Raw genomic sequence first — 24,819 nt, forward strand, 5'->3', positions numbered from 1 at the left:
ACTGCCTCAGAAGTCGAAGAAGATGCCTGCGTCCCACGGGAACGTGAAGTTGAAACCGGGGCCCCTGAAGAACGAGCCGTAGATCGTGAGGATCGCAGACGCGAACACGAAGAAGCTGAAGATCATGATCGCCAACTTCCTGTCCGAGGGGCGAACCGACGGGTTCCTGTCGATGTACGGCACGATCGCCAAGCCGGCGAGGCCGAATCCCGGGATGATGACCCCGGCGACCTGCGGATCGAAGTACGAAAGCAGCTCCTGCAGGCCGAGGAAGTACCAGGGGGCTTTCGAAGGGTTCGGCTGGGCGTTGAAGTTGGCGAACTCGAGCAGCGGAGCGTCGACGAACACCGAGAACACGAAGACGGCGGCAGTGCAGATCATCAGAGCGACGAACTCCACTGCGACGAGGTGGGGCCACGTCGAAACCTTGTCGGTCGGCTCGGCCTTGACCTGCTGGATTGCCCCTGCCTTGACGACCGTGAGGAGCCGCTGCGTCCTCACGCCCTCCGGAATCGCCGGAGCCGCCGCCGGGGCGGTCGCAGCAGCCGCTCCGCCTCCGGTCGCCGCCGCGGCGGGCGCCGCCACAGCCGGTGCAGATGCTTCCCCTGCGATCGCAGGTGCGGGCTCGCCCGAGTGGCGCGCTCGCGCCAGTGCGGCCCTGCGGAGCAGCGAGGCCGGAACGCCGTACTGCTCGGACTCTGCCGAGAGGTCGCGCGCCGGACCAGAAGGGGCCGCCTGGACAGCCGGTGCGTCGGCGGCCGGGGCCTCTGCCGGCGGGGCCTCTGCGGGCGGCGTCTCGGCCGCAGCGACGGGAGGCTCCTGAACGGAGGCGGCGGGAGATTCTTGGACGGCCTCGCCTTCGGAGGGGGGAGCGTCTCCTCGCATCTCGGCGAGCACCTCGCTGACGGTGCGTCCCTCCGCCCTGGCTCTCGCCTCGGCGCTGCGGCGCAGTATGTGCTCGGGTATCTCAGCCATGCCTCGACCTCACAACGGCCCCGAGATGCCGCCGTCTTTGCGAACTCGCCAGAAGTGGACCGCCATGAAGATGACGATCACGAACGGCAGGAACAGGACGTGCAACACGTACCAGCGAAGCAAGGTGTCCGGCGTGATCTGGACGCCGCCGATCAGCGCGAACGACACCTGCGCTCCGAATACAGGGGTGTAGGCCGCCATGTTCGAGCCGACGGTCACGGCCCACACCGCGAGCTGATCCCAAGGGAGGAGGTAGCCGGTGAACGAGAGCAGCAGGGTGAGGAGGAGGAGCACGACGCCGACGACCCAGTTGAACTCCCTGGGCGGCTTGTACGCGCCGTGATAGAAGACCCGTGACATGTGGAGGAACACGGTCAACACCATGGCGTGGGCTCCCCACCGGTGCATGTTCCTCACGACCTGGCCGAACGCAACGTCTGTCGAGAGCGCCTGGATGTCCTGGTAGGCGGCCGGCGAGGTGGGCCGGTAGTAGAACATCAGGAAGATCCCGGTGATGGTCAGCAAGATGAACAGGAAGAAGCTGAGGCCGCCGAGGCACAACGTGTAGGACAGCCGGACGCTGTGCCGTTTCACCTTCACCGGATGGAGGTGATACAGAACGTTGTTCATGATGACGTAGGAGCGGTTGCGAGGGCTGTCGGTGTAACCGTGCCTGAAGGGGGAGCCGGGGCGGAAGATCGAGCTCCACGCCTGGCTCTGACGGATGTGATCGCCCACGTCGGCGAGCCGCTCCTTGAGGCCGACCCTCCCGTCTCCGTTGCCGTTGGCCAATTGCCCTCCTCAGACCCTCGTTCGCCGGAGAGTGCGGGGAACATACCCGGCAGGGAACCTCGTGGCGAGGAGCGGTCCGCTCTCCGCCCGTGCCCCTGAGCCCTCTCGGGTCCTTCCCTGCATCCTCCTGAGTCTCACGCGCCCGAGGCGCTCGTCCAAAACGACCGCGCTCACCAACGCATGCCGTACGAGTAACCGTTCTTGAAGTCCCGCTGGCCCGTGTTGTACTCCCAGGGAGCCATGCCGAACTGCTCTGCCTGCTCGGCGAGCGACCCGGCGAACTTGCCGAGCGTGATGACCCCCGTCGGGCACCGGTCGACGCACAGCGCGCACCTGGTGCACTCGTCTTCGTCGACGATGAAGAACCCGAAGTTCTCGGCGTTGTCACCCGGGTTCTCGACGTTGGCCCCCTCGGCGATGGCGTCGAGCGAGAGGTAGTGGATGCACTTCCACGGGCAGATGTCGACGCATCCCTCGCACAGGATGCACTCCGACTGGTCGATGTGGAGGAACTGCTTCGGTCTGACCGCGGCAGTGAGATAGGCACCGTCGACCGCCGTCAATTGGTAGTCGTCGCGCATCGGAGGAGTCTCGAACCAGACCTCGTTCGCCATGCCTACCTACCCACCTTCGTGAGCGGGCGCCCGTAGGTGGACACCGGAGCGGGCGGAGGGGCGGTCTCGACGCGCTTCGACCTCTCCTGCCACTGGTACATGCCGACGGCGATGATCCCGGTCACGACGACGACGTAGCCGCCGGCGATGGCGTCCTTGAGGACCGCGGCGCTGATCTTCACCTCGTTGTTGAGGACGAGGGCCTCGGGGACGGTGAGGATGATCTTCTGGGGGGTCCACTCCCAGACGGCCTGGGTCAAGGTCAGCCATTGGTTCGGGATGATCCCGAAGAGGATGATCATGAGCGTCGTGAAGACGGATGCTCCGATGGCAGCCCTGGCCCACGTCATCGGGCGCTTGTAGAGGAAGCCGATGGTGATGCCTGCCAGCATGGCGAGCCCTCCGCCGAGCGAGACCGTCTGGCCGATGAGGGTCCACAGCCAGCCGCGCGGGATGTTCGGGTAGATCTCGGCGTTGAAGGCGTTCACGGGGGGCAGGCTCGTGAAGTGTGAGAAGAGCGCCCCTCCGATCGTGACGGCGAGCCCGCCCACGATCAGCCCGACGCCGATGAGCTCGTTGCGTCGCAGCTCGCCTGGTTCGGCCTGTGGCATTGCCTGTCCTCGGTCGGTCGGACTCCCATTGTAAGTGGTCGCGCCGGCCTCGAAGTGACCGTAAGGGGTGCCCACTGCTGTGCGAGAAGCGGTCCGGCGATGCTCCGGGTCGTTCCCCGCGCGCAGGCCTGTGTTCAGGTGCCGTTCTGCGAGAAGTGCATCCAATCCTTCAGGGAGTTCCAGTCCCCGCCCCATTCCCATCCGATCGAGGCGAAAGCATCGAAGACGGCGTCGCCCCGCTCGATCATGCCGGGCCGCAGGCGTGACCGATCGACGTACGACGAGGACAGCTCCGGGAGCACGAGGTCGCCCTTGATGTACGGGTTGTGGAAGGGATTCACGTCGATGGCGAGACCGAAGGCGTGCTGCGACCACGACGTGCCACCGGTTGCCGGTCTGCATTCGAAGGATCCCGTGACGTTGCCGTCGCCCGTCGGCGGGGCGTCGAGCTCGTCGACGGTCAAGACCCTCATCTGCTCGATCGGGTAGCCGGCCGCGAAGAGCGCCTCGAAGACGGAAACGACGCCGTCCGCCACCGAGGCGTTGACGATGATCTCGCCGGTGTGGACGACCCCGTCGAACCCGTGGTGCGTCACCGTGAGATACGCCAGGTCGGAGGCGGCGACGGGACATTCGTCCTGCCAGGTCGACCGGGCGAGCACGTCGGCCGGCACGGGCCCGCTCGTCGCTGCGAACTCGTCCGCGTCGGGCCGCGGGAGGTGGTCGATCGTCTCGAAAGCCCGGTTCTCCAGCTCGGGCGGGGTTGGCTGGGCGATGCCGAAGCCGTCCGGGCGCTCAGGCAGGACACGGCTGCCGAGCCACTCTGGCCGGGCGTGCGGCGACTCGGTCGTCGTCGCTGCCGGGACGGTGGTCGTCGTGGTCGTCGGTGGCGGCTGGGTCGTCGTCGAAGCCGGGGCCGTGCTGGTCACGGTCGGGAGCGGCCCGAGAGTCGCCTGCGGCCCGGTCGTGATCGTCGCGCCGGCAGTCGAGCACGCCGCCAGCCAGGCGAGCCCGGCGACGGCGACGGTTGTGCGCATAGGTGAACGGTAACGATGCCTCCGACTTGTGCGGTTCGCTTCGTCGCAGGGTCGGCGGCGCCGGCGGATCGCCGCCGTAGTGGGTTGCGTGAGCCGCCCAACTAACCTGCCGAACCGCATGGCCCGAATGCGGATCGATCTCGTGGGAGGGAACGGGCAGGCGTGACTACGACGGCTGAAACGCTCGAGGCGGAGGCACCCGCCCCCGAGCCGTTCCACGATCACACCGACAGGGCAGTGAAGGCGCACCTCCAGGCGTCCCTCGTGCTCTTCGCCGTCGGCCTGCTCGGTCTGGTGGTGCTGGCGGTCAAGTTGATCGAGCCGGAGTTCCTCGGAGGCGTCGCCTTCCTGTCGTACGGCCGCATGCAGCCGATGGTGACCAGCCTCCTCCTGTACGGCTGGCTCACGATCGGGCTGTTGGGAGCCGTGTGGTATGTGGTTCCTCGGGCGACGGGCGCACCACTGCACGGTGAGCGGTTGGCCCTCGTCTCGCTCGGTCTCGTGACGCTCGGGCTCCTGGCAGGCGTCGCCGGCATCGGAGCCGGCCTCTCCGAGGGCCGCCGCTATCTCGAGATGCCGATCTGGGCAGACGGCATCGTCGCACTCGGCCTCGTCGCGGCAACGGTCGTCGTCACCAGGACGGTGCAGGGGGGAGACGTCAAAGCGCTCTCACCGGTCCAGTGGTACCTGGTCGCCGCCGTGCATTGGCTGCTCTTCATCCATGTCGTCGGCAACATCCCCGGGCTCACCGGCCTCAGCAGCATGTTCCAGGAGAGCTTCTTCAGGGCGGGCCTCGTCGGGCTGTGGGTGGGCGCCGCCGGCGTCGGGGTGACGTACTTTCTGATTCCCCGCCTCACGGGCCGCCCCGCTTTCACGGCGACCCAGATGTCGGTGCTCGGCTTCTGGTCGCTGGCGTTCCTGTGGGCTCTGACCGCTCCCGCCGAGCTGACGTACGGCCCGGGAGGCGACTGGCTCGACACCATCGGTATCATCTTCTCGATCTGCCTGTTGGTCGCGGTCCTCGTGATCCTCGCCGACATCGTCACGGCGATGCGGGGCATGTGGCACCGGGTCGGCGACAGGCTCACCCTCCGCCTGCTGATGGCGGGAGCCGTCTGTTTTGCGATCCTCCCCCTCCTCAACCTGATCGTGGCGCTGCGGTCCTCGAACACCGTCGTCGGCTACACGGATTGGGGCGGTGCGTACGAGTCGCTCGCCGTGCTGGGCGCCGGCTCGCTGTGGCTGGCTGCCTGGGTGAGGCACGCCGCGCCGGAAGTCCTCGGCAGGCCGAGCGGGTTCGGCTCGTTCCACTACGTGGCGTCGCTCACCGGACTCGCATTGGTCGTCGGATCGCAGCTCTTGGCGGGCGCCGTCACCGGGTTCACCTGGGCGGCGGCAGCCAACTCGGCGAAGTTCATCAATGCCGGGGACGGGTGGCTCAACACGGCAGCCACACTCGAGCTCCCGCATGCATTCCGGGTGACCGGCGTCGCCGTGTTCACGGCAGCCCAACTGGCGTGGATCGTCGCCAGCTTCGGAGGAATCGCCAGGCCCGGGGCCGTTGCGGCGTTGGCGGCCCAGGATGACAGTCCCGAGCCCGAGGTGACGCAGGAGCTGCTCCTGGCCCGTCCCCTCGGCCTGGGCCGGCTCCGCACCGGCTACGTCGGGCTGTTCGCCGTGGCGGCCCTGTTCGCACTGGTCCTCCCGTCGCTCGATCAGCCCCAGGCCGAACCCACGCGCCTCGCCGACGCCCATCGCTACTACCCGGATGGTGCTCCGGCGACGATCGGCCGCCAGGTGTTCATCGCCGAGGGCTGTGTTGCGTGCCACACGCAATCAGTACGTCCGATCGTCACCGACGTCGGGCTCGGCGCTGTGAGTCAACCGGGCGACTACGCAAGGGAAACGCCCGTCCAGGTCGGCTGGGTGCGGCTCGGCCCCGACCTGATGCACGCCGGCTCGCGCGACCTGACGTCGGGTGCCAGCTTCGTCACGGACCACCTCGCCGACCCGCGGCGGTTGCGGCCGTGGTCGATCATGCCGAGCTACGACTACCTCAGCGATCGTGATCTGAACGCCCTCGGCGCCTACATCGCCGGCCTGGCGAGCATCGCGGATGGGGAGGAGTGATGGACGAGCTGCTGCGGCAGGTCGCGGACGAGACGGGCGTGCCGGCCGACCTGCTGAGTCGCGCCGCCGCGGCGCGAGCCAAAGCGCTCGGCGTCGAGACGGCCGAGCTGGTCGCGTCGTGGGCCGGAGCAGAAGCTCCTCCACCTGCACAACCGGCGGCTCCTGCAGCTCCTGCGGAGCAACCTGCAGCCGAGGCGGCGCCCGAGCAGCCACAGCCGGCTGTGCCCGCCCCCGACCAAGCCGTGACGGCACAGCCGGACACTGCGCCGCAGGTCGAGGTGCTCGAGCCGGAGGCAACGGCGCCGGAGGCGGAGGCGGAAGTGGAGCCCGGGCCCGCCGGCCTGTTGAGCTCTTTCCCGACGTGGCTGGCGGCCGCCTTCATCATCATCCCGAGCATCGCGGTCCTCTATGCGTTGCTCACGCCGAACGCCCCTGAGTGCGGCACGGCGGGGCAACTCGCCATCGATCCTGTGAGCGGTGCGGCCGTGAACTGCGACGGGACGGCGTACGGCGTCGACATCGTCAACTTCTTCACGATCGGCCGCGAGGTCTACGACGCTCGGTGCGTCTCCTGCCATTCCGCAGACGGCTCGGGCGGCGCAGGGCCCGCCCTGCGCAGTGGCTCCGTGCTCACGACCTTCAACGCCGGGAACTGCATCGCCCACATCGATTGGGTGGCACTCGGGACGGCGGGCTGGCCTGCCGAGCATGGCAACACCTACGGCGACAACAACAAGCCAGTCGGCGGCAGCGGCGCCCAGATGCCGGGATTCGAAGGGCAGCTGACGCCTGAGGAGATCCAGGCGGTTTCCCTCTACGAGCGAGTGGCGTTCGGTGGCCAGCCGCTTCCGGAGGCCGAGGTGGATTGCGGCGCGGTAGAGAGCGGCGTGGTGGCGGCCCCGTGAGCCGGCCCAGCTAACTCGTCATCGCACGTACCATTTTCTGCGTGGATCGTGCTCGGCCGCTGCTCTTGGTGTTGTCCCTGCTCGCCGGCGCCTGCACCGCCGATCAGCGGTCCGACGCAACCGTCCCACCGACGACCCAGGTGGCGGCGCCGACGACGGTCGCTCCCGTGCCGACCACGACGACGACCGCCCCGCCGACCACGAGGCTCGAAGAGCAGCGCCTGTGGGCGTTCCCCGGGCCGGAGCACTACGAGGGCGACGTCCTCACTCTCCAACTGCCCCTCGGCGACTTCGGGACACACGAGCTTGGGCCGACGACGCTCACCATCGACGGCGAGACGGCGCCGGTGCGGGCGATCCTCGAGAGCGACCCGCTCCTCGGCTGGTACGTCGTCTTCCCGGACGCCTTCGACACTGCCGGCGAGGTCGGCCGTCACGAGGTGATCGTCACCGCAGAGATCGATGGCTCCCGTCGCCGCGTCGGAACCGGGATCGAGGTGCTCAGCGCCTCCCGCCGTCCCGCCCAGGAGTCCACGGCCACCTGGGACTTCGTGCAAACCGAGTGCTGCGTGCTCCGCTACCTCACGGACAGTGCCGCCGCTCGGGATCTCGACGCCGTAGCGGAGCTCCTCGACGACAAGGCTGCGTTCGTCGAGAAACGCTTCGAGCGCCCCCTCCCCGAAGTCGACATCACGCTCATCGACGTGCTGTGGGGCAACGGCGGCTACAGCGGCACCGAGGTGGTGGTGTCGTACCTCGACAGGGACTTCGGGCCGCGGGATGCCGAGGTGGTCGGGACGACACTTGCTCACGAGCTCACGCATTGGATGACAGACGACCTCGAGCAGAGCATCCTCCCCTGGCCGCTCGAGGAGGGGATCGCCGTCTATGTCACGGGCGGCCACTTCAAGCCGGAGGACATCGCGGCTCGTACCGGTGCTCTGCACGCCCTCGGGCACTTCGTGCCTCTCGCAGAGTTCCTCGACGATTTCGACGAGATGCAGCACGAGTCACGCTACGTCGAGGCGGCCGGCCTCGTCGATTATCTCGTGGAGCGGTTCGGTTGGGACCAGTTCATCGAGTTCTACTCATCTACCGTGCGGGCACGCTCCAACTCGTTGTGGTTCGATCGGGCTGCCCAGGTCACCTTCGGCTCGGGCATCGCCGAGCTGTCGACTGGTTTCGCGGAATGGGCGGCCGGCCAGGACCCGGAGCCCGAGCTCGACGACCTGAGGCTCACTATCGCTCTGCAGGAAGCGAGGAGAGCGTTCCAGGTCAGCTTCGCCCCGTACCAGAACTACTTCGTCTTCGACTCCGTCCGCAGCGCAGGGCAGCCGGCGGTGGCGCTGCGGGAGGCTCGCGACCCGGGCAACGTCGCAGCAGAGGCGCTCATCGGCTGGGCGCAGAAGCTGATGGCGGAGCGCCGGTCGGCCGAGGCGGCCCCAGTCGTCGAGCAGATCGAGTCGATCGTCGAGACGGGGCGCATCGACGGCGGGCTGGGGTCGCAGGTGCTCTCCGTCGCCGAGCGGCTCGACGAGAGCGGTTACGAGCTCCTCGAGTTCGAGATACGCGACGGGAGAGCCGTCGCCGTGGCGACGCGCCTCGCGCCCGATCGCGAGCAGTTCACATTCGAGATGCGGGCCGACGGGTCGGTCGACGTCGACGACCTGCCGGATCCGGTCGCCATCTCGTGATGGGGTCGGAGCAGTGGCCCGCCCCGCAAGCCCTAATGTCACCGCCATGACCTCGCCGGACGTCCTCGTCGTCGGAGGCGGACCTGGTGGCGCGGCCGCGGCGTACTGGCTCGCCAAGGCCGGGCTCTCAGTCCTCGTCGCCGAAAAGAAGGCGTATCCGCGGGACAAGACGTGCGGTGACGGGCTGACCCCCCGCGCCGTGAAGCAACTCATCGACATGGGATTCGACTTCGACGTTCCCGAGTTGCACCGCATCACGGGCCTGCGCGCCTATGCAGGGGATCTCACCATCGAGCTCCCGTGGCCCGAGCATTCGATCTACCCGAGTTGGGGCGCCGTCATCCGACGCGCCGACCTCGACATGCAGGTCGCCACGCTGGCGGAGAAGCAGGGCGCCATCGTCAGGCAGCGTACGGAGGCCGTCGCCGTCGTCGAGTCGGGGCGGCTCGCCGCAGTCGAGCTGAGGGAAAAGGACGGCGACCGCGACGTCGTCACCGACGTCGTCACGCCGAAGGTGACCGTCATTGCAGACGGCTCCCTCTCCCGCTTCGGCAGGGCACTCGGCACGAGCCGGCGCCGTGACTACCCGTACGGCATGGCCATCAGGGCTTACTACGAGAGCTCCAACTCGAAGGACTCGATGCTGGAGAGCCAGCTCAACATCCTCGACGCCGAGGGACGGACACTCCCCGGCTACGGCTGGATCTTCCCGCTCGGCGACGGCACCATCAACGTCGGCGCAGGTGTCCTGTCGAGCTTCAAGGGCTGGAAGGACGTGAACACGTCTCGCGTGCTCGACGCCTACGTTGGCAGCCTGCCCGGCTACTGGGAGGTCACGGCCGAGTCGCAACTGACGCGCCCGGTCGGGGGCAAGCTGCCGATGGCGCTGTCGGTGGGCCCGAGGGTCGGATCGAACTGGATCGCGATCGGCGATGCGGCAGGGGCCGTCAACCCGTTCAACGGCGAGGGCATCGACTACGCGTACGAGACGGGCCGGCTGGCGGCGGTGCACGTCGGACGAGCGATCGGCTCTCGAGACATGTCGCTGCTCCATCGCTACAGCCAGGCGCTCGAGGACGAGTACTCCGACTACAACAGGGTCGCCAGGGCATTCGTGATTGCGATCGGCAATCCCAAGGTGATGAAGACGCTGACCAGGCTCGGTCTGCGCTCCCGCCCGCTCATGGAGTGGGTGCTCAAGGTGATGGCGAACCTCCTCGAACCGGAGGACCAGGGGATGAGCGAGCGGGTCTACCATGCCATCGAGCGGGTCGTGAAGGTAGGCCCCGACCCATTGCTGAAGCCCTGAGTCACTCCGGCCGATCCGCAGGGACGCCCCAGCCACCACCGAAGAATGCGTGCCCGTCGACCGTGAGCGATGGGCTTTTCGACCCATTGCCATCTTCTCCCTCGCCGGTACGCTGACACGTGCAGACGGCGGGTCAGCTGTCGCAGGGGCTACACGGAGGGGGAAGCCATGCGCTTCGAGCGCGTGCGTATGCGTCGTTGGACATTTCTCGTGATCCTCGCGTTGGTTTGCGGCGGCCTTGCCGAGTGGGCGCCGCCCAGAAGTCCGGCAAGATCCATCCCTGCGCGTCGAACCGCACCGCCACAACGACGAGGTGCACGTCGTGTAGAACCGGCGGGGCCGCCGCGGCAAGCCCCGGGACGGCTGCGCTGATACGACGTGTCCTGATGGGACGAACTCGGATGCGAACGGTGGGACCTGTCTGGGTCACCTGACCCATAACCGGGCTGAGGTGCCGGGAAGGCGGGGGTCAGAGCCTCCGACCGGCCGGGCCGACGTCACGGGGGTGCGTTCGCTCGTGGGGGGAGGAGCCGACGCCGTTGCGGTGGTGTCGCGGGGTCGAGGGTGTAGCCGCGCAGGTGAACCACGACGTGGTGGTGATACCAGCACAGCGTGGCCAGGTTGTCGGCGTCGTGGCTGCCACCCTCAGACCACGGGATGACATGGTGAGGTTGGAGGCGGTAACGCGACGAGCACCCCTCGATCGCGCAGGCACCGTCGCGCCACACAACGAACCTGCGGACCGCTCCCGGGATGGCCCGCTGTGACCTGGTCACAGTGACCGGACGACCGCCGTCGCCGATCCCGACGACGTTGACCCCGGCGGTGCAAAGGAGCATCTCGAGGGTGGCCGGCCCGACCCGCGGACCGGCGGCGACCTCGGCGCCTGCCTCGCCCCGGGTGTCCGCTGCCAGAGCGGCGTCGACACCGTCACGGCAGGCACCCGCGGACCACCCATCCCCGGCTCACCGTCGAGTGAGTCCTCGGCGATCGAAACCAGCGCATCCGCCAACCTGGCGCCCCGCGACTCGCCGCCAGGAAACGACGGCAACTCATCCGAACGCTGATACACCGCCTTCTCCAAGGTGGCGAAATCGAAACCGGGGAGCTCCCCCCACGCCCGCCCCGACGACCGGTCGAGGCTCGGCTGCATCGCCAGATGCCGCCCGGCGGCGACCTGGCGCTCGTCACGGCGAGTGACACGACGGTGACGACCGGCCAACCTGCCCACCCCGGCGATATCGAAGCCACCGGAAGCGACGAGCAGATCGGCGTCACCGCCCGCAGCCGCCAAGCGACCCGTGGCGACCGCTCGGTCGAACGACACGTCCCCGACCATCAGCGCCTCCCAAACCTCCGGCACGCCAGTCAAGATCTTCATCGCACGGGTCAGCGAACGAGCCGATTCGTGAGACACGTCACAGCGAGCCGCCACCCAATCCTCCAAAGACCGGGCACCGTCGACCTGCTGAACCTGGGCCGCATCCAACCCCCGCAACAACTCGAGCTGCCTGGCCCGCAAGCGCCCGACGATCCGCTCACACGCCACCAACTCCTCCTCGAGCGTGTCAACCGACGTTTCACTCATCGAGAACATGACCACAACCTACGACCCGGATACGACAGAAACCGGCCTGCAGCGCCTGTGGGCTCGGGCGTCGTGGCGGGGTCGCGGCGCGAGCTCAGACGCCGCAGCCGACGGCCATCACGGGCACCGGGCCGAGGTCGTCGTCGACGTACTGCCATATCGTCGTGCTCGAGCCTTCGTAGTACTGATCGTCGACGGCGAACTCCATGATGCCGTCGCCGTTCAGGTCGCCGAAGGCGTCGAATCGGAAGACGTCGAGGGCGATGATCGCCCCTTCGACCTCTGGCTCCTCGACGACGAACAACTCGAGGACCGCAGTCTCGACCACCTCGTCGACGACCTTGCGCATGAATGCAACCGAGTAGTCGCCGACGGCGGCCGGGTTGAGGCTCCCGTTGGCCTGGCGCTCCGCCACGACGAAGGCCTCCTCGACGCCGTCGCCCTCGAGGTCGGTCCTGATCGCCTGGACGATCGTCGGCGCTCGATCGTCGATGCCCCGCGACGCCAGGAGCTCGGAGGCTGCTCCCACGTAGACCTCGGGGACCGGATCGAGGACGGTCACGGGATACGGCTGCACGTTCCACGAGGCGGACACGGCAACCGGCCGCGGGCGCGGCCAATCCGATCCGTCCAGCTCGCCGAAGTCGATCGGCACGTCTGCGCTTCCTTCGACGAACTCGCACCCGGGGCCCGGTTCTCCTCCGATTGCGAGTGCGACCGGCTCGGAGAGCAGGAGGAGCTGGTACTCCTCACCTCCCGACGCGGGAACGGGCGGGCCGCCCGTCGCCTCGATCCACTCGCTCCCGTCCCACCAGCCGACGACGCCGTCCCCTGCGGCGACCACCGGCAAAGAAGTGACGGAGCCGGCGAGCGACGTCGTGGTCGCCGGCGGAACGGTCGTCGTCGTCGCTGGAACGGTCGTCGTCGTGACCTCGGGAACGGTCGTCGTCGTTGGCGGAACGGACGTCGTGGTGGTTGCCTGCGTGGTCGTTCCGGCCGGCTGTGATCCCGATGTCGTCGTCTCCGCCTCGCCGCCGCACGCAGCTGCGGCGACGAGCAGAGCGAGGACCATGGCCGTCCTGCCCATCGATTCCTCCAGACATGTGCGATCGCCCAGGCAACGGTAACGGTCACGCCGTCCGCGCCATGCAGGTGAGGTTGATTTTGGACGCTGCATGGCCCTTCCTAATCTCACGCCGGTGACAGGAGCACCCCGATGACGCTCGCGGACTACCTCCCGATCGCCCTCATGGTCATCCTCGGCACCGGTTTCGCGGTAGCCGCGATGTACCTGTCGTGGAGGCTCGGCCCCAAGAACCCGACGCCCGAGAAGCTGGCGCCGTACGAGTGCGGGATCGTGCCTCTGCAGGAGCCGGTCGAGCGATTCCCGGTGAAGTTCTACATCGTCGCCATGCTGTTCGTGATCTTCGACGTCGAGTTGATCTTCCTCTTCGCATGGGCGGTCCGGTTCGACCAGTTCCAGTGGGCCGGGATCGGCGCCATGGCGGTCTTCGTCGGCCTCCTGCTCGAGACGCTGCTCTACGTGTGGAAGCGCGGTGCGCTCGATTGGAACGTGGCGCACCGCGCCCGTTACCGCCGGGTGGCGGCGATCGAGCCACCACCCTCAGAGGAAGCCGCCTGATGGCGGGTGAGACGACGCCGCCCGGGATGATGCTCACGACTCTCGAGAAGGGCGTGAATTGGGCGCGCACCCGCTCGATGTGGGGCGCAGTGTTCGGCCTGGCGTGCTGCGCGATCGAGATGATGGCGACCGGCGCAGCCCACAACGACCTCGGTCGCTTCGGGATGGAGGTGTTCCGGGCGTCGCCGCGCCAGGCAGACCTGATGATCGTGGCGGGAAGGGTGTCGCAGAAGATGGCGCCCGTGCTGCGCCAGGTGTACGACCAGATGTCCGAGCCGAAATGGGTGATATCGATGGGCGCCTGCGCATCGACGGGCGGCATGTTCAACAACTACGCGCTCGTCCAGGGCGTAGACCAGGTCGTGCCGGTCGACATCTACGTGCCGGGTTGCCCTCCCGGGCCCCAGTCGTTGATGCACGGCATCCTGACGCTGCACGACAAGATCATGGACGGGGAGATCGTCAGGTGACGGACGAGGCGCCGGCGCTCGAGACGGCAGACGGGGGCGTCGGCAAGGTACGGCCGGGATCGCCACCACCGGCCGACCCGGTGTTGAGCACCCTTCACGAGGCGGCGCCCGCCTCTCGCTTCGAGCGCTTCGAGCCGGGCAACGGCCCCGCTCAGGACGTCGTCATCGTCGACAGGGCCGGGTACCACGACCTCGTCTCCGCAGCGCACTCGGAGCGCTTCGACACGTTCGCAGACCTGTGCGGCGTCGACTATCTGGGACGGAAGCCACGCTTCGAGGTCGTGCTCAACGTCGTCTCACACCCGATGCGCAGGCGACTGCGGATCCGGGTCGGGATCCCGGGCGACAACCCGACGGTCGCCACCGTCTCGGACGTGTACCCGGGGGCGAACTTCTTCGAGCGCGAGGCATACGACCTGTTCGGCATCGTCTTCGAAGGCCACCCCGACCTCACCAGGATCCTGATGCCCGACGATTGGGAGGGTCACCCGCTTCGCAAGGACTACGCAGTCGGCTCGGTCCCGGTCCAGTTCAAGGGAGCACCGCACGCCTCATGAGCGACACCCCCGACCGCGCGACTGGAGACCTCGAGGCGCCGATCGCGGAGCCGCCGGAGTCCGATGAACTCGAGTCCACCGTCGCCACCCAGCGGCGTGCGGTGCACGAGATCTGGCTGGCCGGCACGGAGGAGCCCGACTGGGTCAAGGCCGGCACGGACGAGGGGGCCCAGGAGCTGCTGCCGGACACCGACGATCCGGGGCTGTCGATCCAGCGAGGCACCGTCGTGTCGGACGACTACGTCACGGACGACTACGTCACGGGCGACGAGCGCCAGATCATCAACATGGGCCCCCAGCACCCTTCGACGCACGGCGTGCTCCGCCTCCAATTGGAGCTCGAAGGCGAGACCATCCGCAGGGTGAAGCCGATCATCGGGTACCTGCACACCGGGATGGAGAAGACGGCGGAGACGCTCACGTACCTGCAGGGCCCGACCAACGTGACCCGCATGGACTACCTGTCCCCCTTCCACAACGAGCTGGCGTACTCGCTGGCTGTCGAGCAGCTTCTCGGCGTCGCCTTGCCGCCGCGTGCCGACGCCATCCGAGTGCTCATGACCGAGCTCAACCGGGTGGCGAGCCACCTGCTGTGGCTGGCGACCCAGGGCATGGACATCGGGGCGATCTCGATGATGCTGTACGGGTGGCGGGAGCGGGAGATCGTCCTCGAGTTCTTCGAGAAGACGACCGGGTTGAGGATGAACCACAACTACATCCGCCCCGGAGGCGTCGCCGCCGACCTGCCTGACGGGTGGGAGGCGGACGTCGAGCGGATCCTGCGCGAGGTCCCGGTCGGTATGAGCGAGTACCGCGAGATACTCGACGAGAACCCCATCTTCCTGGACCGCACGGTCGGCATCGGCATCATCACTCAGGAGGAGTGCCGGGCGTACGGCGTGACGGGCCCGATTGCCAGGGCGAGCGGCATCGATTGGGACCTGCGCAAGGCCTTCCCGTACTCGGGCATCGACGGCTACGAGTTCGACGTCCCCCTCGGGAAGCACGGCGACGTGTTCGACAGGTACCTGGTTCGCATGGAGGAGATGCGCCAGTCGCTGCGCATCGTCGAACAGGTGCTCGAGACCATGCCACCCGGCGACTACAGGACGGCCGACCGCAAGGTGACGCCGCCGCCTCGCAAGCGGATCGACGAGTCGATGGAGGCGCTCATCCATCATTTCAAGATCTTCACCGAAGGCTTCAAGGTGCCCGCCGGGGAGGTGTACCAGGCAGTCGAGTCGCCCCGGGGCGAGCTGGGCGTCTACCTGGTCGCCCAGGGAGGCGCCAAGCCATGGCGGGTGCACGTGCGCGGCCCTTCGTTCGCACACGTCCAGGCGCTCCCCATGATGATGACGGACTCCCTCCTCGCCGACATGATCTCGACGTTGGCGTCGACCGATCCCGTCCTCGGGGACGTCGATCGATGACCGCTCGCCACGCGCCGCCCACCTGGAGCCTCCCCAACCAAGAGCGCGCCAGGAAGATGCTCGGGGCGTACCCGGACCCTCGCTCAGCGGTCATGCCGTTGCTGTACGTCGCGGCGCTCGAGCACGGCCACGTGAGCGACGACGCGATGCGCCAGGTCGCCGAGCTCACGGGGCTGACGTCTGCCCAGGTGAGCGCAGTCGCCAGCTTCTACACGATGTACAAGCGCGAGGAGGTCGGCCGCTACCTCGTGTCTGTGTGCACGTCGATCTCGTGCTTCCTCCTCGGCGCAGACGACGTCCTCGACGCCATCGAGGACGAGACCGGGACACCTGACGGTGAGAGATCGGGTGACGGCGTGTTCTCGGTCGAGCACGTCGAATGCCTCGGCGCATGCGGCGGCGCCCCGGCCGTCCAGGTGAACTACGAGCTGGTCGAAGGCGTCGTGCCGGACAAGGGACGCGCCCTGTGCCGCTGGCTGCGAGACGCCAAGCCGGACACGGTCCTCGGAGACGAGATGCAGAGCCTCTTCGGAGGGGTCCGCTCGTTCGAGTGGGGGCCGCGAGAGAACGAGGGCGCCGTCGCCGCCGTGCCCGCATTCGGACCGTACGGCTCCGCCAAGGGCGCCCGCTGATGGCAGAACCGATCCTCACGGCGCGTATGGAGGCACATCCGGCCGACAGCCACACGATGGAGCGCTACCTGGCGACCGGCGGATACGAGGCGCTCCGTACCGCGCTCGGCAAGCAGCCGGAGGACGTCGCCGTCGAGGTGAAGGCTTCGAACATCCAGGGGCGTGGAGGGGCTGCATTTCCCACCGGCGTCAAGTGGGGCTTCCTCGGCAAGGCGACGCCGCGCTATCTCGTCGTCAATGCCGACGAGTCGGAGCCGGGGACGTTCAAGGACCGCCAGTTGCTCGAGCGCGATCCCCACCAGCTCGTCGAGGGAACCATCATCTCGTCGTACGCCCTCGGTGTCGAGCACGCTTTCGTCTACATCCGCGGCGAGTACGCCCGGCCGGCTCGCAGGGTGCAGCACGCCGTCGACGAGGCCTACTCGTCGGGGTTCCTCGGCCAGGACATCCTCGGCAGCGGGTTCGACCTCGACATCACCGTCCACCTGGGCGCCGGGGCGTACATCTGCGGCGAGGAGACGGCTCTCCTCAACAGCCTCGAGGGCAAGCGGGGTGAGCCACGGATCAAACCGCCGTTTCCCGCCGTCGAAGGCCTGTACGGCAGGCCGACGATCGTCAACAACGTCGAGACCCTCTCCAACGTGCCGTGGATCGTCACCAACTCGGGCCACAAGTACTCGCTGATCGGGCCGGAGGCGTCCGCGGGAACCCGGATGTTCTCCCTCTCGGGACACGTCCGCAAACCGGGGAACTACGAGTTCGAGATGGGGATCACGTGGCGCCGGCTGATCTACGAGATCGGGGGAGGCATCCCGGGGGACCGGGAGCTCAAGTGCTGGATCCCGGGGGGCGCCTCGGCGCCGTGGTTCGTCCCCGGCCACCTCGACACGTTGATCACGAAGGACGATGCGGCGGCTCAGGGATCCATGCTCGGCTCGGGGGCAATCGTCGTGATGGACGAGGCGACCAACGTCGTCGCCGCAGCCCATCGCATCGTCAAGTTCTTCGCCCACGAGTCGTGCGGGCAGTGCACCCCGTGCCGCGAGGGCACGTCGTGGCTCGAGCGGATGTTGTGGCGGATCCTCAACGGCCACGGCCGCCCGACGGACATCGACATGCTCCTCGACGTCTCCGACAACATCAGCCCCGGCCTGCGGTGGCCCCCTGCGATGACGACGATCTGTCCGCTCGGCCCCTCGGCGGTTTCGCCGATCACGTCGATCATGAAGTACTTCCGCGACGAGGTCGAGGCGATGATCGCCGCCGCCGAAGACTCGCCCGCCGTGGAGGAGGTGGCGGTTGGCTGACGAGCAGCGGGTCAACATCACCGTCGACGGGGAACCGCGGCAGGTCCCGGCCGGGCAGCTGCTCATCAAGGCCGCCGAGGACACGGGGACGTACATCCCCAGGTTCTGCTGGCATCCGAGGATGAAGCCGGTCGGTATGTGCAGGATGTGCCTCGTCGAGGTGGAGACCCCCCGCGGGAGGCTCCTCACCACTTCGTGTACGACACCGGTCGCCGAGGGGATGGTCGTGGAGACCGAGTCCGAGGTGGTGAGGAAGGCGCAGGAAGGCGTTCTCGAGTTCCTGCTCATCAACCACCCGCTCGACTGTCCGGTGTGCGACAGAGGCGGCGAATGCCCTCTGCAGGACCAGACGATGTCGTACGGCCCGGGCGAGAGCAGGTTCGTCGAGGAGAAACGCCACTTCGAGAAGCCGATACCGATCTCCGACCTCGTGCTGCTCGACCGGGAGCGATGCATCCTTTGCGCCAGGTGCACGCGCTTCTCTTCCGAGGTCTCGGGGGATCCGCTCATCGAGTTCCAGCAGCGCGGCAACACGACCCAGGTGCTCACCTTCCCCGACGAGCCGTTCAGCTCGTACTTCTCCGGCAACACTGTCGAGATCTGCCCTGTCGGGGCGCTCACCGCCAAGCCGTACCGCTTCAGGGCGCGACCGTGGGACCTCGAGGCCGTCGAGTCGGTCTCGATGGTCGACTCGTTCGGCTCCAGGGTGTCGGTCCAGGTCAGCCAGAACCGGGTGCTCAGGATCAACGGCGTCGACAACGAGCCGACCAACCAGGGATGGCTCTCCGACAAGGACCGCTTCGTCTTCGAGTACGTGGGTTCGGAGCATCGGCTCGGCGTCCCTCTGGTGCGGGAGGGAGGCGAGCTGCGTGATGCGACGTGGGGCGAGGCGCTCGATCTGGTGGCAGAGCGGCTCAGCTCCGTCCGCGGCGACGAGGTGGCGGGCATCGGTGGCGCCAGAGGAACGAACGAGGAAGCCTTCGCCTTCGGCAAGTTCCTCCGCACTGTCGTGGTGACGCCGCACATCGACAGCCAGCTCGCCGACGGGCTCGACCCGGACTTCCTCGCCTGCGTCGTCCCAAGAGCCACCGTCCCCGACCTCGACACGGCTGCGACGATCCTGGTGTGGGCCGGCGATCTCAAGGAGGAGCTCCCCGTCCTCTACCTGCGGGTCCGCCACGCCGTCGTCGAGCGGGGAGCGAGGCTCGTCGTCGTGCATCCACGAAGGACAGGGCTCGACGACGTCGCCTCGGTGAAGATCACATACCGGCCGGGTCACGGGGGAGACACGCTCCGCAAGCTGTCGTCGGGCGCCGTCGGGGAAGGAGGGTTCGTCGAAGCCCGTGAGCTGCTCGGCGCCGGGCCCGTCGTCGCCATCGTCGGCAGGACGGGCATCACCGAGGATCCGCGGGTCGCCGAGGCGGTGGCGGCGTTCGCCCGCGACCTGCCGGGCGCCAAGATTCTCCCGACCGTGCGGCGCCCGAATCTCCTCGGCGCTCTCGACATGGGTCTGGCGCCGACGTTGCTCCCCGGCAGGGTGCCGGTATCGTCCGAGACCCACCGGGCGGACCTCGAAGCGGCGTGGGGCCCTCTCCCGGAGGGGACCGGGCGCGGAGCCACAGGGATCTTCGAGGGGCTGAGGGACGGCGAGCTGCGCGCCCTCGTGCTTCTCGGCAGCGACCCGGTTCGCGACCACCCGGATCGGCTCCTCGTCACCGAGGCACTCGAGCGGGCGGACTTCGTGGTGGCGTTCGATATCTTCCTCAGCGAAACGGCGGCGACGGCCGACGTCGTGCTTCCCGTCGAGGGCTTCGCCGAGACGGAAGGCACGGTCACCAACCTCGAGGGCCGGGTGCAGAAGGTCAATCGGATCGTCCCCGGGCCCGGCCAATCCCGGGCGGCGTGGTCCGTGCTCGACGACCTGGCGAGGCGCATGGGGGGGATGCTCGGCGCCACCTCCGCCGAGGCGATGGCCAAGGAGATCGAGTCGATCGCGCCCGCGTATCGAGGGATCACGTGGGACCTGCTCGACTGGGCCGACGGCCGCATGGGGGTGATCGTGCCGACGCCCGACGGCTCGCAGCCCCTCGAGTACGTCCCTGTCGACAACGCTCCGCTGGCGTCGGGAGGCAAGTTCAACCTCCACTTGGGTCGGGTGCTCTACGACGACGGCACGCTGGTTGCGATGTCGCCTTCGCTCGCCGGGCTCGGACCGGCGGCGATGGCGCACCTCCACCCTCGGGACGCGGGGGCGCTCGCCGCGGGTGACGGTGCCACCGTCAGGGTGACCAGCGATGCCGGGTCCGTGGAGCTGCCACTGCGGCTCGACCCGTCTCTCGCTCCCGGAACGCTCTACGTGCAAGCGAACCTGGCGAAGACGAGACAGCTCGGCTCGGCGCTCGCCGTCGACGTCGCCGCCGTGGAGGGTGATGCGTGACCGGCCTCGAGATCTTCCTGGAGGCGGGGGTCAAGGTGATCGTCGCCTTCGCGTTGCTCCTCAACATCACGATCCTGGTGATCTGGTTCGAGAGGAAGGTCGTCGCCGACATGCAGAACAGGATCGGTCCCAACCGGGCAGGTCCATACGGGATGCTGCAGACCGTCGCCGACGGGCTCAAGCTGCTGTTCAAGGAGAACGTCACTCCTCACAAGGTCGAGTTCGCCCTGTACATCGCGGCTCCGGTCGTTGCGTTGCTGCCGGCCCTGCTCATCTTCCTGGTGATCCCGATCGGCAGGCCGTTCACCCTCGGCGATCGGGTGATCGATCTGGCAGGGACGGACCTCAACGTCGCCGTCCTCTACGTGCTCGCCCTCTCGTCGCTGGCGGTGTACGCGGTCGTGCTCGCCGGCTGGGCCTCCGGCTCGAAGTACCCGCTGCTCGGGGCGGTGCGCGCCTCGGCCCAGATGATCTCGTACGAGGCGGCGATGGGCTTGGCGCTCGTCCCGGTGATCCTCTTCACGGGTACGACGTCGATGCAGGGGATGGTGGCGGCCCAGGGAGGCGACATCCTCGGCTTCCTGGGACCGTGGAACGCGGTGCTCCTGCCCTCGTTCGTGATCTTCTTCGTGGCGGGCATCGCCGAGACGAATCGCGCTCCGTTCGACCTGGTAGAGGCCGAATCCGAGCTCGTCGGCGGCTACCACACCGAGTACAGCGGGTTCCGCTTCGCCCTGTTCTACCTCGCCGAGTACATCAACATGTTCAACATCTCTGCGCTCACGGTGACGATATTCCTCGGCGGGTGGATCGGCCCGGACTTCGGCCTCGGGCAGCCGTTCACATGGATCCTCCCCCTGTTTTGGTTCTTCGCCAAGACGACTGCGCTCATCTTCGTGTTCGTGTGGATCAGGGCCACGTTGCCGCGAATGCGGTACGACCAGCTCATGTCGTTCGGATGGAAACGCCTCATACCGGTGACGCTCGGCTGGGTCGTGCTCGTGACCATCGCCATCGCCATGCGCCGCTTCCCGCCGAGTTGGCTGCCGTGGGCGTGAGGGGGTAGCGATGGCAGGCTGGTTCTCCGACATGCTCGGCCCGTTCAAGGGATTCGCAACGGTGTTGCGCCAGATCGGCAAGCCGCGGGTCACCCGGCAGTACCCCAAGGAGCACAGAGCCAAGCCGCAACGCTTCCACGGCAGGCACGTCCTCAACCGGTATCCCGACGGGATGGAGAAGTGCATCGGTTGTGAGCTGTGCGCCGGTGTCTGCCCGGCGAGGTGCATCTACGTCCGGGGGGAGGACAACCCGCCCGACGCCCCCGTGAGCCCGGGCGAGCGGTACGGGTTCGTCTACGAGATCAACATGCTGCGGTGCATCTTCTGCGGCCTGTGCGTCGAGGCATGTCCCACCGAAGCGATCACGATGACCCACCTGTTCGAGTTCTCCGTGACGAATCGGGCGGACTCGATCTACACCCGCGAGCAGCTCCTCGTCGACCGCGACGGCGCCCCCAACCACCTCGACCCGGACGACCCTCTCATCGACATCGGCGAGCTGCGAATCGCCGACGGATGGATGCGAGCGACGGCTTCCTCGGGTAGGGCGGCCTACGAAGGGGTGGTTGCGTGGACCCCGTCCGCCGGCGTCGGGCTGCGTCCGGCGGAGAGAGGACAGTCGGCGGAGGGCCAGACCGCGGCTGCCGATCCGGAGGAGGATGGGAAATGAACGCCGAGACGCTCCTCTTCGTGGTGTTCGCCATCGCTGCGATCGCCGGCGGGCTCACGATGGTCGCCGCCCGTAACCCGGTCTACTCGGCGATGGGGCTGCTGCTGGCGATGTTCTCCGTGGCGGTCTTCTACGTGCTCAACGGCGCCCATTTCGTGGCCGCAGTGCAGGTGCTCATTTACGCAGGCGCCGTGATCACGCTGTTCCTGTTCGTGATCATGCTCCTCGGCGTCGATCGGGTGGACGATCCGCACGAGAGCATCCCCCTGCAGCGGCCCCTGGCGGTCATCGTCGGAGCCGGCCTGCTCCTGCTCCTGCTGGTGGCAGGGAGAGCGGCCTGGGTCACGGGAGAGGCGGCGTTCGCGTCGGAGGACGTGAGCGGGACCATCGAGGCGATCTCGGACGAGCTCTTCGGCACATGGCTGATCCCTTTCGAGGCGACGATCCTGCTCCTCACGATCGCCGCAGTCGGCACGGTCGCCCTGGCCCACTTCGGCGAAGGCCTCCAGGTGGTCGGGCGCCCGGTGGGCGAGGTCGAGGGCGTCTCCCGTTACGAGCTCGGGTCGGGCACGGGGCGGGGCGGCGACGGTCTGGTCGCGGTCGACGACGCAGCCGAGGAGGGTGACCCGTGACCGTCACCGCCGGGTGGTACATGGCGCTGGCGGCCGTGCTGTTCGTCATCGGGGCATCCGGGCTGCTGCTGCGCCGCAACGCCCTCGTGATGTTCATGTCGATCGAGCTGATGCTCAACGCCGTCAACGTCTCGTTCGTCGCAGCCGGCAGGGAGCTCGGCCTCCTCGACGGCCAGATCGCCGCAATCTTCGTGATGGTGGTCGCCGCAGCCGAGGTGACCGTCGGCCTGGCGATCATCATCTCCGTGTTCCGCAAGAGGGCGACCGCCAGCGTCGACGAGCTGTCCGGGATGAGGGGCTGATGGTCGACGTGATCTGGCTCACGATCCTCCTGCCGCTGGTCGGGGCGGCGTTCCTGCTCTTCTTCGGGAAGCGCCTCGGTGAACCGGCGTCCGGGGTCGTCGCGTCGAGCCTCGTCGGCGTCGGGTTTCTCATCGCGGTGATCGCCGCCATCCCGCTCATCTCGGGAAGCAGCCGGGAGGCCACCCACGTCGTCCTGTTCTCTTGGATCCCCAGCCTCGGCATCGACGCCTCGCTGCTGTGGGATCCGCTCTCGGCGATGATGACGCTCGTCGTGACCGGCGTCGGATCGCTCATCCACGTCTACTCGATCGGGTACATGCACGGCGACCCTCGTTACGGGCGATTCTTCACGTACCTCAACCTCTTCATCGCCTCGATGCTGATCCTGGTGCTCGGCGACAACTTCGGGATCCTGTTCGTCGGGTGGGAGCTCGTCGGTCTCAGCTCGTACCTGCTCATCTCGTTCTGGTTCACGAAGCCGAGCGCAGCCGCAGCCGGGAAAAAGGCGTTCATCGTGAACCGGATCGGCGACCTCGGCTTTCTCGTGGCGCTCATGATCATCTTCTCGGTCTTCGGGTCACTGGCGTTCGAGACCGTCTTCGAGGAGGCCTCGCTCCAGCTCTCCACGGCCGCGGCGACCGCCATCACCCTGCTGCTGCTCGTCGGGGCGGCCGGCAAGTCGGCGCAGCTGCCCCTGCACGTCTGGCTGCCCGACGCCATGGAAGGTCCGACACCCGTCTCGGCGTTGATCCACGCCGCGACCATGGTCACGGCAGGCGTGTACATGACGGCGCGCACCGGGGTCCTGTTCGAGCTGGCGCCGTTCTCGGCCGCGGCGGTCGCCACGGTCGGGGCGCTCACCGCCCTCTTCGCGGCGACGATCGCCGTCGGGCAGCGCGACATCAAGCGGGTGCTCGCCTACTCGACGATCAGCCAGCTCGGCTACATGTTCATGGGCGTCGGGGCGGCCGCATACGTGGCGGGCGTCTTCCACCTCCTCACCCATGCGTTCTTCAAGGGCCTGCTGTTCCTCGCCGCAGGGTCGGTCATCCACGCGCTCGCCAACGAGCAGGACATGTGGAAGATGGGGGGGCTCCGCAAGGTGATGCCGGTGACGTTCGCCACGATGGTGGCCGCCTGGCTCGCCATCTCCGGGATCCCGCCCTTCGCCGGCTTCTGGTCCAAGGACGAGATCCTGGCGGTGACGTTCTACAGGGGCGGAGCCTGGGTCCTGCTGTGGATCGTCGGCCTGGTGACGGCCGGCCTGACGGCCTTCTACATGAGCAAGCTCATGTACCTGACGTTCTGGGGAGAGCCGCGATGGGCCGAGGGCGTCCACCCCCACGAGAGCCCTGCGACGATGACGGGTCCGCTCGTGGTCCTGGCAGGGCTCTCCGTCGTGGGCGGCCTCGTCAACACTCCGTTCCGCCCGGCCCTCGAGCACTTCCTCGACCCGGCTTTCGAGCTCGTCGACCACGCCGCGGTGCCCCAGGGCGCCACCCCGTGGCTGCTCGCCGCCGTCTCGGTGGCGGCGGGGGTGGCCGGCATCTGGTACGCACGGCGCCGCTACGTCGAGCGTGCGCTCCCCGAGGAGACCGGGGCGGCGTGGGACAGGCTCGAGCACGGCTACTACGTCGACGACGCCTTCGGGCGGGGCATCGTGATCCCGGCCCGCCGCGGCGCCGAGCTCACCGCCTTCGTCGGCGACGCCAAGATCGTGGACGGCGCCGTCGACGGCGTCGGTTGGCTCGTGCAGAGGGCGGCCCAGCTGCTCCGGCCGATCCAGTCGGGGCTCGTCCGCAGCTACGGGCTGGGCATCGCGGCAGGCGTCGTCGGCTTCGTGCTGTGGGTCCTCGTCAGAGGCGGTGCGATCGGATGAGGGCGTTGACGTCGAGGATCCGCTACGAGGCCTCTGGGTGGTGCATCCCCGACGCGGGCGGGATGGCTGAGGTCGGGCGCGTCGCCGGCGAATCGCCGGAGAGACGGCGGTCTCGCTCCCGGATGCGCAACCGGGCGGCGAGCGACG

General features: G+C 68.0%; 22 protein-coding genes and 1 pseudogene. 16 read left to right on the forward strand and 7 right to left on the reverse strand.

Annotated elements, in window-relative coordinates; all coding sequences use genetic code 11:
• Positions 1–6: 6 nt before the first annotated feature.
• From VGC47_10815 to VGC47_10835, 5 genes are all read right to left on the reverse strand, one after another.
• Entirely contained in the window at positions 7–975 is a 969-nt protein-coding gene (locus VGC47_10815; protein HEX9855798.1) for a menaquinol-cytochrome c reductase cytochrome b subunit, read from the reverse strand.
• A gap of 9 nt (positions 976–984) precedes the next feature.
• Positions 985–1,701: a selenite/tellurite reduction operon b-type cytochrome ExtP gene (gene extP / locus VGC47_10820; GenBank protein ID HEX9855799.1), complete on the reverse strand. Its 717-nt coding sequence runs from the start codon at positions 1,699–1,701 to the stop codon at positions 985–987.
• Between the two features lie 236 nt (positions 1,702–1,937).
• Positions 1,938–2,381 carry a 4Fe-4S binding protein gene (locus VGC47_10825; protein ID HEX9855800.1) on the reverse strand — a complete coding sequence of 148 codons (444 nt, stop codon included), beginning with the start codon at positions 2,379–2,381 and terminating at the stop codon, positions 1,938–1,940.
• 2 nt (positions 2,382–2,383) lie between these two features.
• Entirely contained in the window at positions 2,384–2,992 is a 609-nt protein-coding gene (locus tag VGC47_10830; GenBank protein ID HEX9855801.1) for a hypothetical protein, read from the reverse strand.
• Between the two features lie 134 nt (positions 2,993–3,126).
• Positions 3,127–4,029: a M15 family metallopeptidase gene (locus VGC47_10835; protein HEX9855802.1), complete on the reverse strand. Its 903-nt coding sequence runs from the start codon at positions 4,027–4,029 to the stop codon at positions 3,127–3,129.
• A 162-nt stretch (positions 4,030–4,191) separates the two neighbouring features.
• Here VGC47_10835 and VGC47_10840 point away from each other — a divergent pair, with 162 nt between their 5' ends.
• Genes VGC47_10840 through VGC47_10855 form a run of 4 tightly spaced genes read left to right on the forward strand, consistent with a single transcriptional unit; the run spans position 4,192 to position 10,067 of the window.
• Positions 4,192–6,159 (forward strand): cbb3-type cytochrome c oxidase subunit I, encoded by a 1,968-nt coding sequence (locus tag VGC47_10840; GenBank protein ID HEX9855803.1) that lies wholly within the window; start codon positions 4,192–4,194, stop codon positions 6,157–6,159.
• The gene (locus VGC47_10845) at positions 6,159–7,064 is read left to right on the forward strand and encodes a cytochrome c (GenBank protein HEX9855804.1); all 906 of its coding nucleotides are present in this window, start codon (positions 6,159–6,161) and stop codon (positions 7,062–7,064) included. Before VGC47_10840 ends, VGC47_10845 begins: the two co-directional genes overlap by 1 nt.
• Before the next feature lie 41 nt (positions 7,065–7,105).
• Positions 7,106–8,758, forward strand: coding sequence for a hypothetical protein (locus tag VGC47_10850; protein ID HEX9855805.1), 1,653 nt, complete (start codon positions 7,106–7,108; stop codon positions 8,756–8,758).
• Positions 8,759–8,804: 46 nt separating this feature from the next.
• The gene (locus VGC47_10855) at positions 8,805–10,067 is read left to right on the forward strand and encodes a geranylgeranyl reductase family protein (GenBank protein ID HEX9855806.1); all 1,263 of its coding nucleotides are present in this window, start codon (positions 8,805–8,807) and stop codon (positions 10,065–10,067) included.
• Positions 10,068–10,839: 772 nt separating this feature from the next.
• On the opposite strand, the gene VGC47_10860 is transcribed toward VGC47_10855, so the two are convergent.
• Together VGC47_10860 and VGC47_10865 are read right to left on the reverse strand one after the other, a co-directional pair.
• Positions 10,840–11,655, reverse strand: coding sequence for a hypothetical protein (locus tag VGC47_10860; GenBank protein ID HEX9855807.1), 816 nt, complete (start codon positions 11,653–11,655; stop codon positions 10,840–10,842).
• Between the two features lie 94 nt (positions 11,656–11,749).
• Positions 11,750–12,742 carry a hypothetical protein gene (locus VGC47_10865; protein HEX9855808.1) on the reverse strand — a complete coding sequence of 331 codons (993 nt, stop codon included), beginning with the start codon at positions 12,740–12,742 and terminating at the stop codon, positions 11,750–11,752.
• Between the two features lie 129 nt (positions 12,743–12,871).
• Between VGC47_10865 and VGC47_10870 the strand changes: the two genes are divergently transcribed.
• The 12 genes and pseudogenes from VGC47_10870 (at position 12,872) to nuoL (ending at position 24,672) form a co-directional block, all read left to right on the forward strand.
• A complete protein-coding gene (locus VGC47_10870) occupies positions 12,872–13,297 on the forward strand; it encodes an NADH-quinone oxidoreductase subunit A (GenBank protein ID HEX9855809.1) in 426 nt (141 codons plus the stop codon).
• A pseudogene (locus tag VGC47_10875) lies at positions 13,297–13,758 on the forward strand (NADH-quinone oxidoreductase subunit B family protein). The gene VGC47_10870 and the pseudogene VGC47_10875 overlap by 1 nt, the downstream one beginning before the upstream one ends.
• A 5-nt stretch (positions 13,759–13,763) precedes the next feature.
• Positions 13,764–14,324 carry an NADH-quinone oxidoreductase subunit C gene (locus tag VGC47_10880; GenBank protein HEX9855810.1) on the forward strand — a complete coding sequence of 187 codons (561 nt, stop codon included), beginning with the start codon at positions 13,764–13,766 and terminating at the stop codon, positions 14,322–14,324.
• Positions 14,321–15,754 (forward strand): NADH dehydrogenase (quinone) subunit D, encoded by a 1,434-nt coding sequence (nuoD, locus tag VGC47_10885; GenBank protein HEX9855811.1) that lies wholly within the window; start codon positions 14,321–14,323, stop codon positions 15,752–15,754. The genes VGC47_10880 and nuoD overlap by 4 nt, the downstream gene beginning before the upstream one ends.
• Positions 15,751–16,386 (forward strand): NAD(P)H-dependent oxidoreductase subunit E, encoded by a 636-nt coding sequence (locus tag VGC47_10890; protein HEX9855812.1) that lies wholly within the window; start codon positions 15,751–15,753, stop codon positions 16,384–16,386. Before nuoD ends, VGC47_10890 begins: the two co-directional genes overlap by 4 nt.
• Positions 16,386–17,693, forward strand: coding sequence for an NADH-quinone oxidoreductase subunit NuoF (nuoF, locus tag VGC47_10895; protein HEX9855813.1), 1,308 nt, complete (start codon positions 16,386–16,388; stop codon positions 17,691–17,693). The genes VGC47_10890 and nuoF overlap by 1 nt, the downstream gene beginning before the upstream one ends.
• Positions 17,686–20,130 carry an NADH-quinone oxidoreductase subunit NuoG gene (gene nuoG, locus VGC47_10900; protein ID HEX9855814.1) on the forward strand — a complete coding sequence of 815 codons (2,445 nt, stop codon included), beginning with the start codon at positions 17,686–17,688 and terminating at the stop codon, positions 20,128–20,130. The genes nuoF and nuoG overlap by 8 nt, the downstream gene beginning before the upstream one ends.
• Positions 20,127–21,188: an NADH-quinone oxidoreductase subunit NuoH gene (gene nuoH / locus VGC47_10905; protein ID HEX9855815.1), complete on the forward strand. Its 1,062-nt coding sequence runs from the start codon at positions 20,127–20,129 to the stop codon at positions 21,186–21,188. Before nuoG ends, nuoH begins: the two co-directional genes overlap by 4 nt.
• A gap of 10 nt (positions 21,189–21,198) precedes the next feature.
• Positions 21,199–21,858, forward strand: a complete 660-nt coding sequence (gene nuoI, locus VGC47_10910; GenBank protein HEX9855816.1) for an NADH-quinone oxidoreductase subunit NuoI — start codon at positions 21,199–21,201, stop codon at positions 21,856–21,858.
• Positions 21,855–22,490: an NADH-quinone oxidoreductase subunit J gene (locus VGC47_10915; GenBank protein ID HEX9855817.1), complete on the forward strand. Its 636-nt coding sequence runs from the start codon at positions 21,855–21,857 to the stop codon at positions 22,488–22,490. The genes nuoI and VGC47_10915 overlap by 4 nt, the downstream gene beginning before the upstream one ends.
• Positions 22,487–22,792, forward strand: a complete 306-nt coding sequence (gene nuoK / locus VGC47_10920) for an NADH-quinone oxidoreductase subunit NuoK (GenBank protein HEX9855818.1) — start codon at positions 22,487–22,489, stop codon at positions 22,790–22,792. Before VGC47_10915 ends, nuoK begins: the two co-directional genes overlap by 4 nt.
• Positions 22,792–24,672, forward strand: coding sequence for an NADH-quinone oxidoreductase subunit L (gene nuoL, locus VGC47_10925; GenBank protein HEX9855819.1), 1,881 nt, complete (start codon positions 22,792–22,794; stop codon positions 24,670–24,672). The genes nuoK and nuoL overlap by 1 nt, the downstream gene beginning before the upstream one ends.
• Positions 24,673–24,819: the final 147 nt, after the last annotated feature.

Source organism: Acidimicrobiia bacterium, from assembly GCA_036396535.1.
Classification (GTDB): domain Bacteria; phylum Actinomycetota; class Acidimicrobiia; order Spongiisociales; family UBA5794; genus DASWKR01.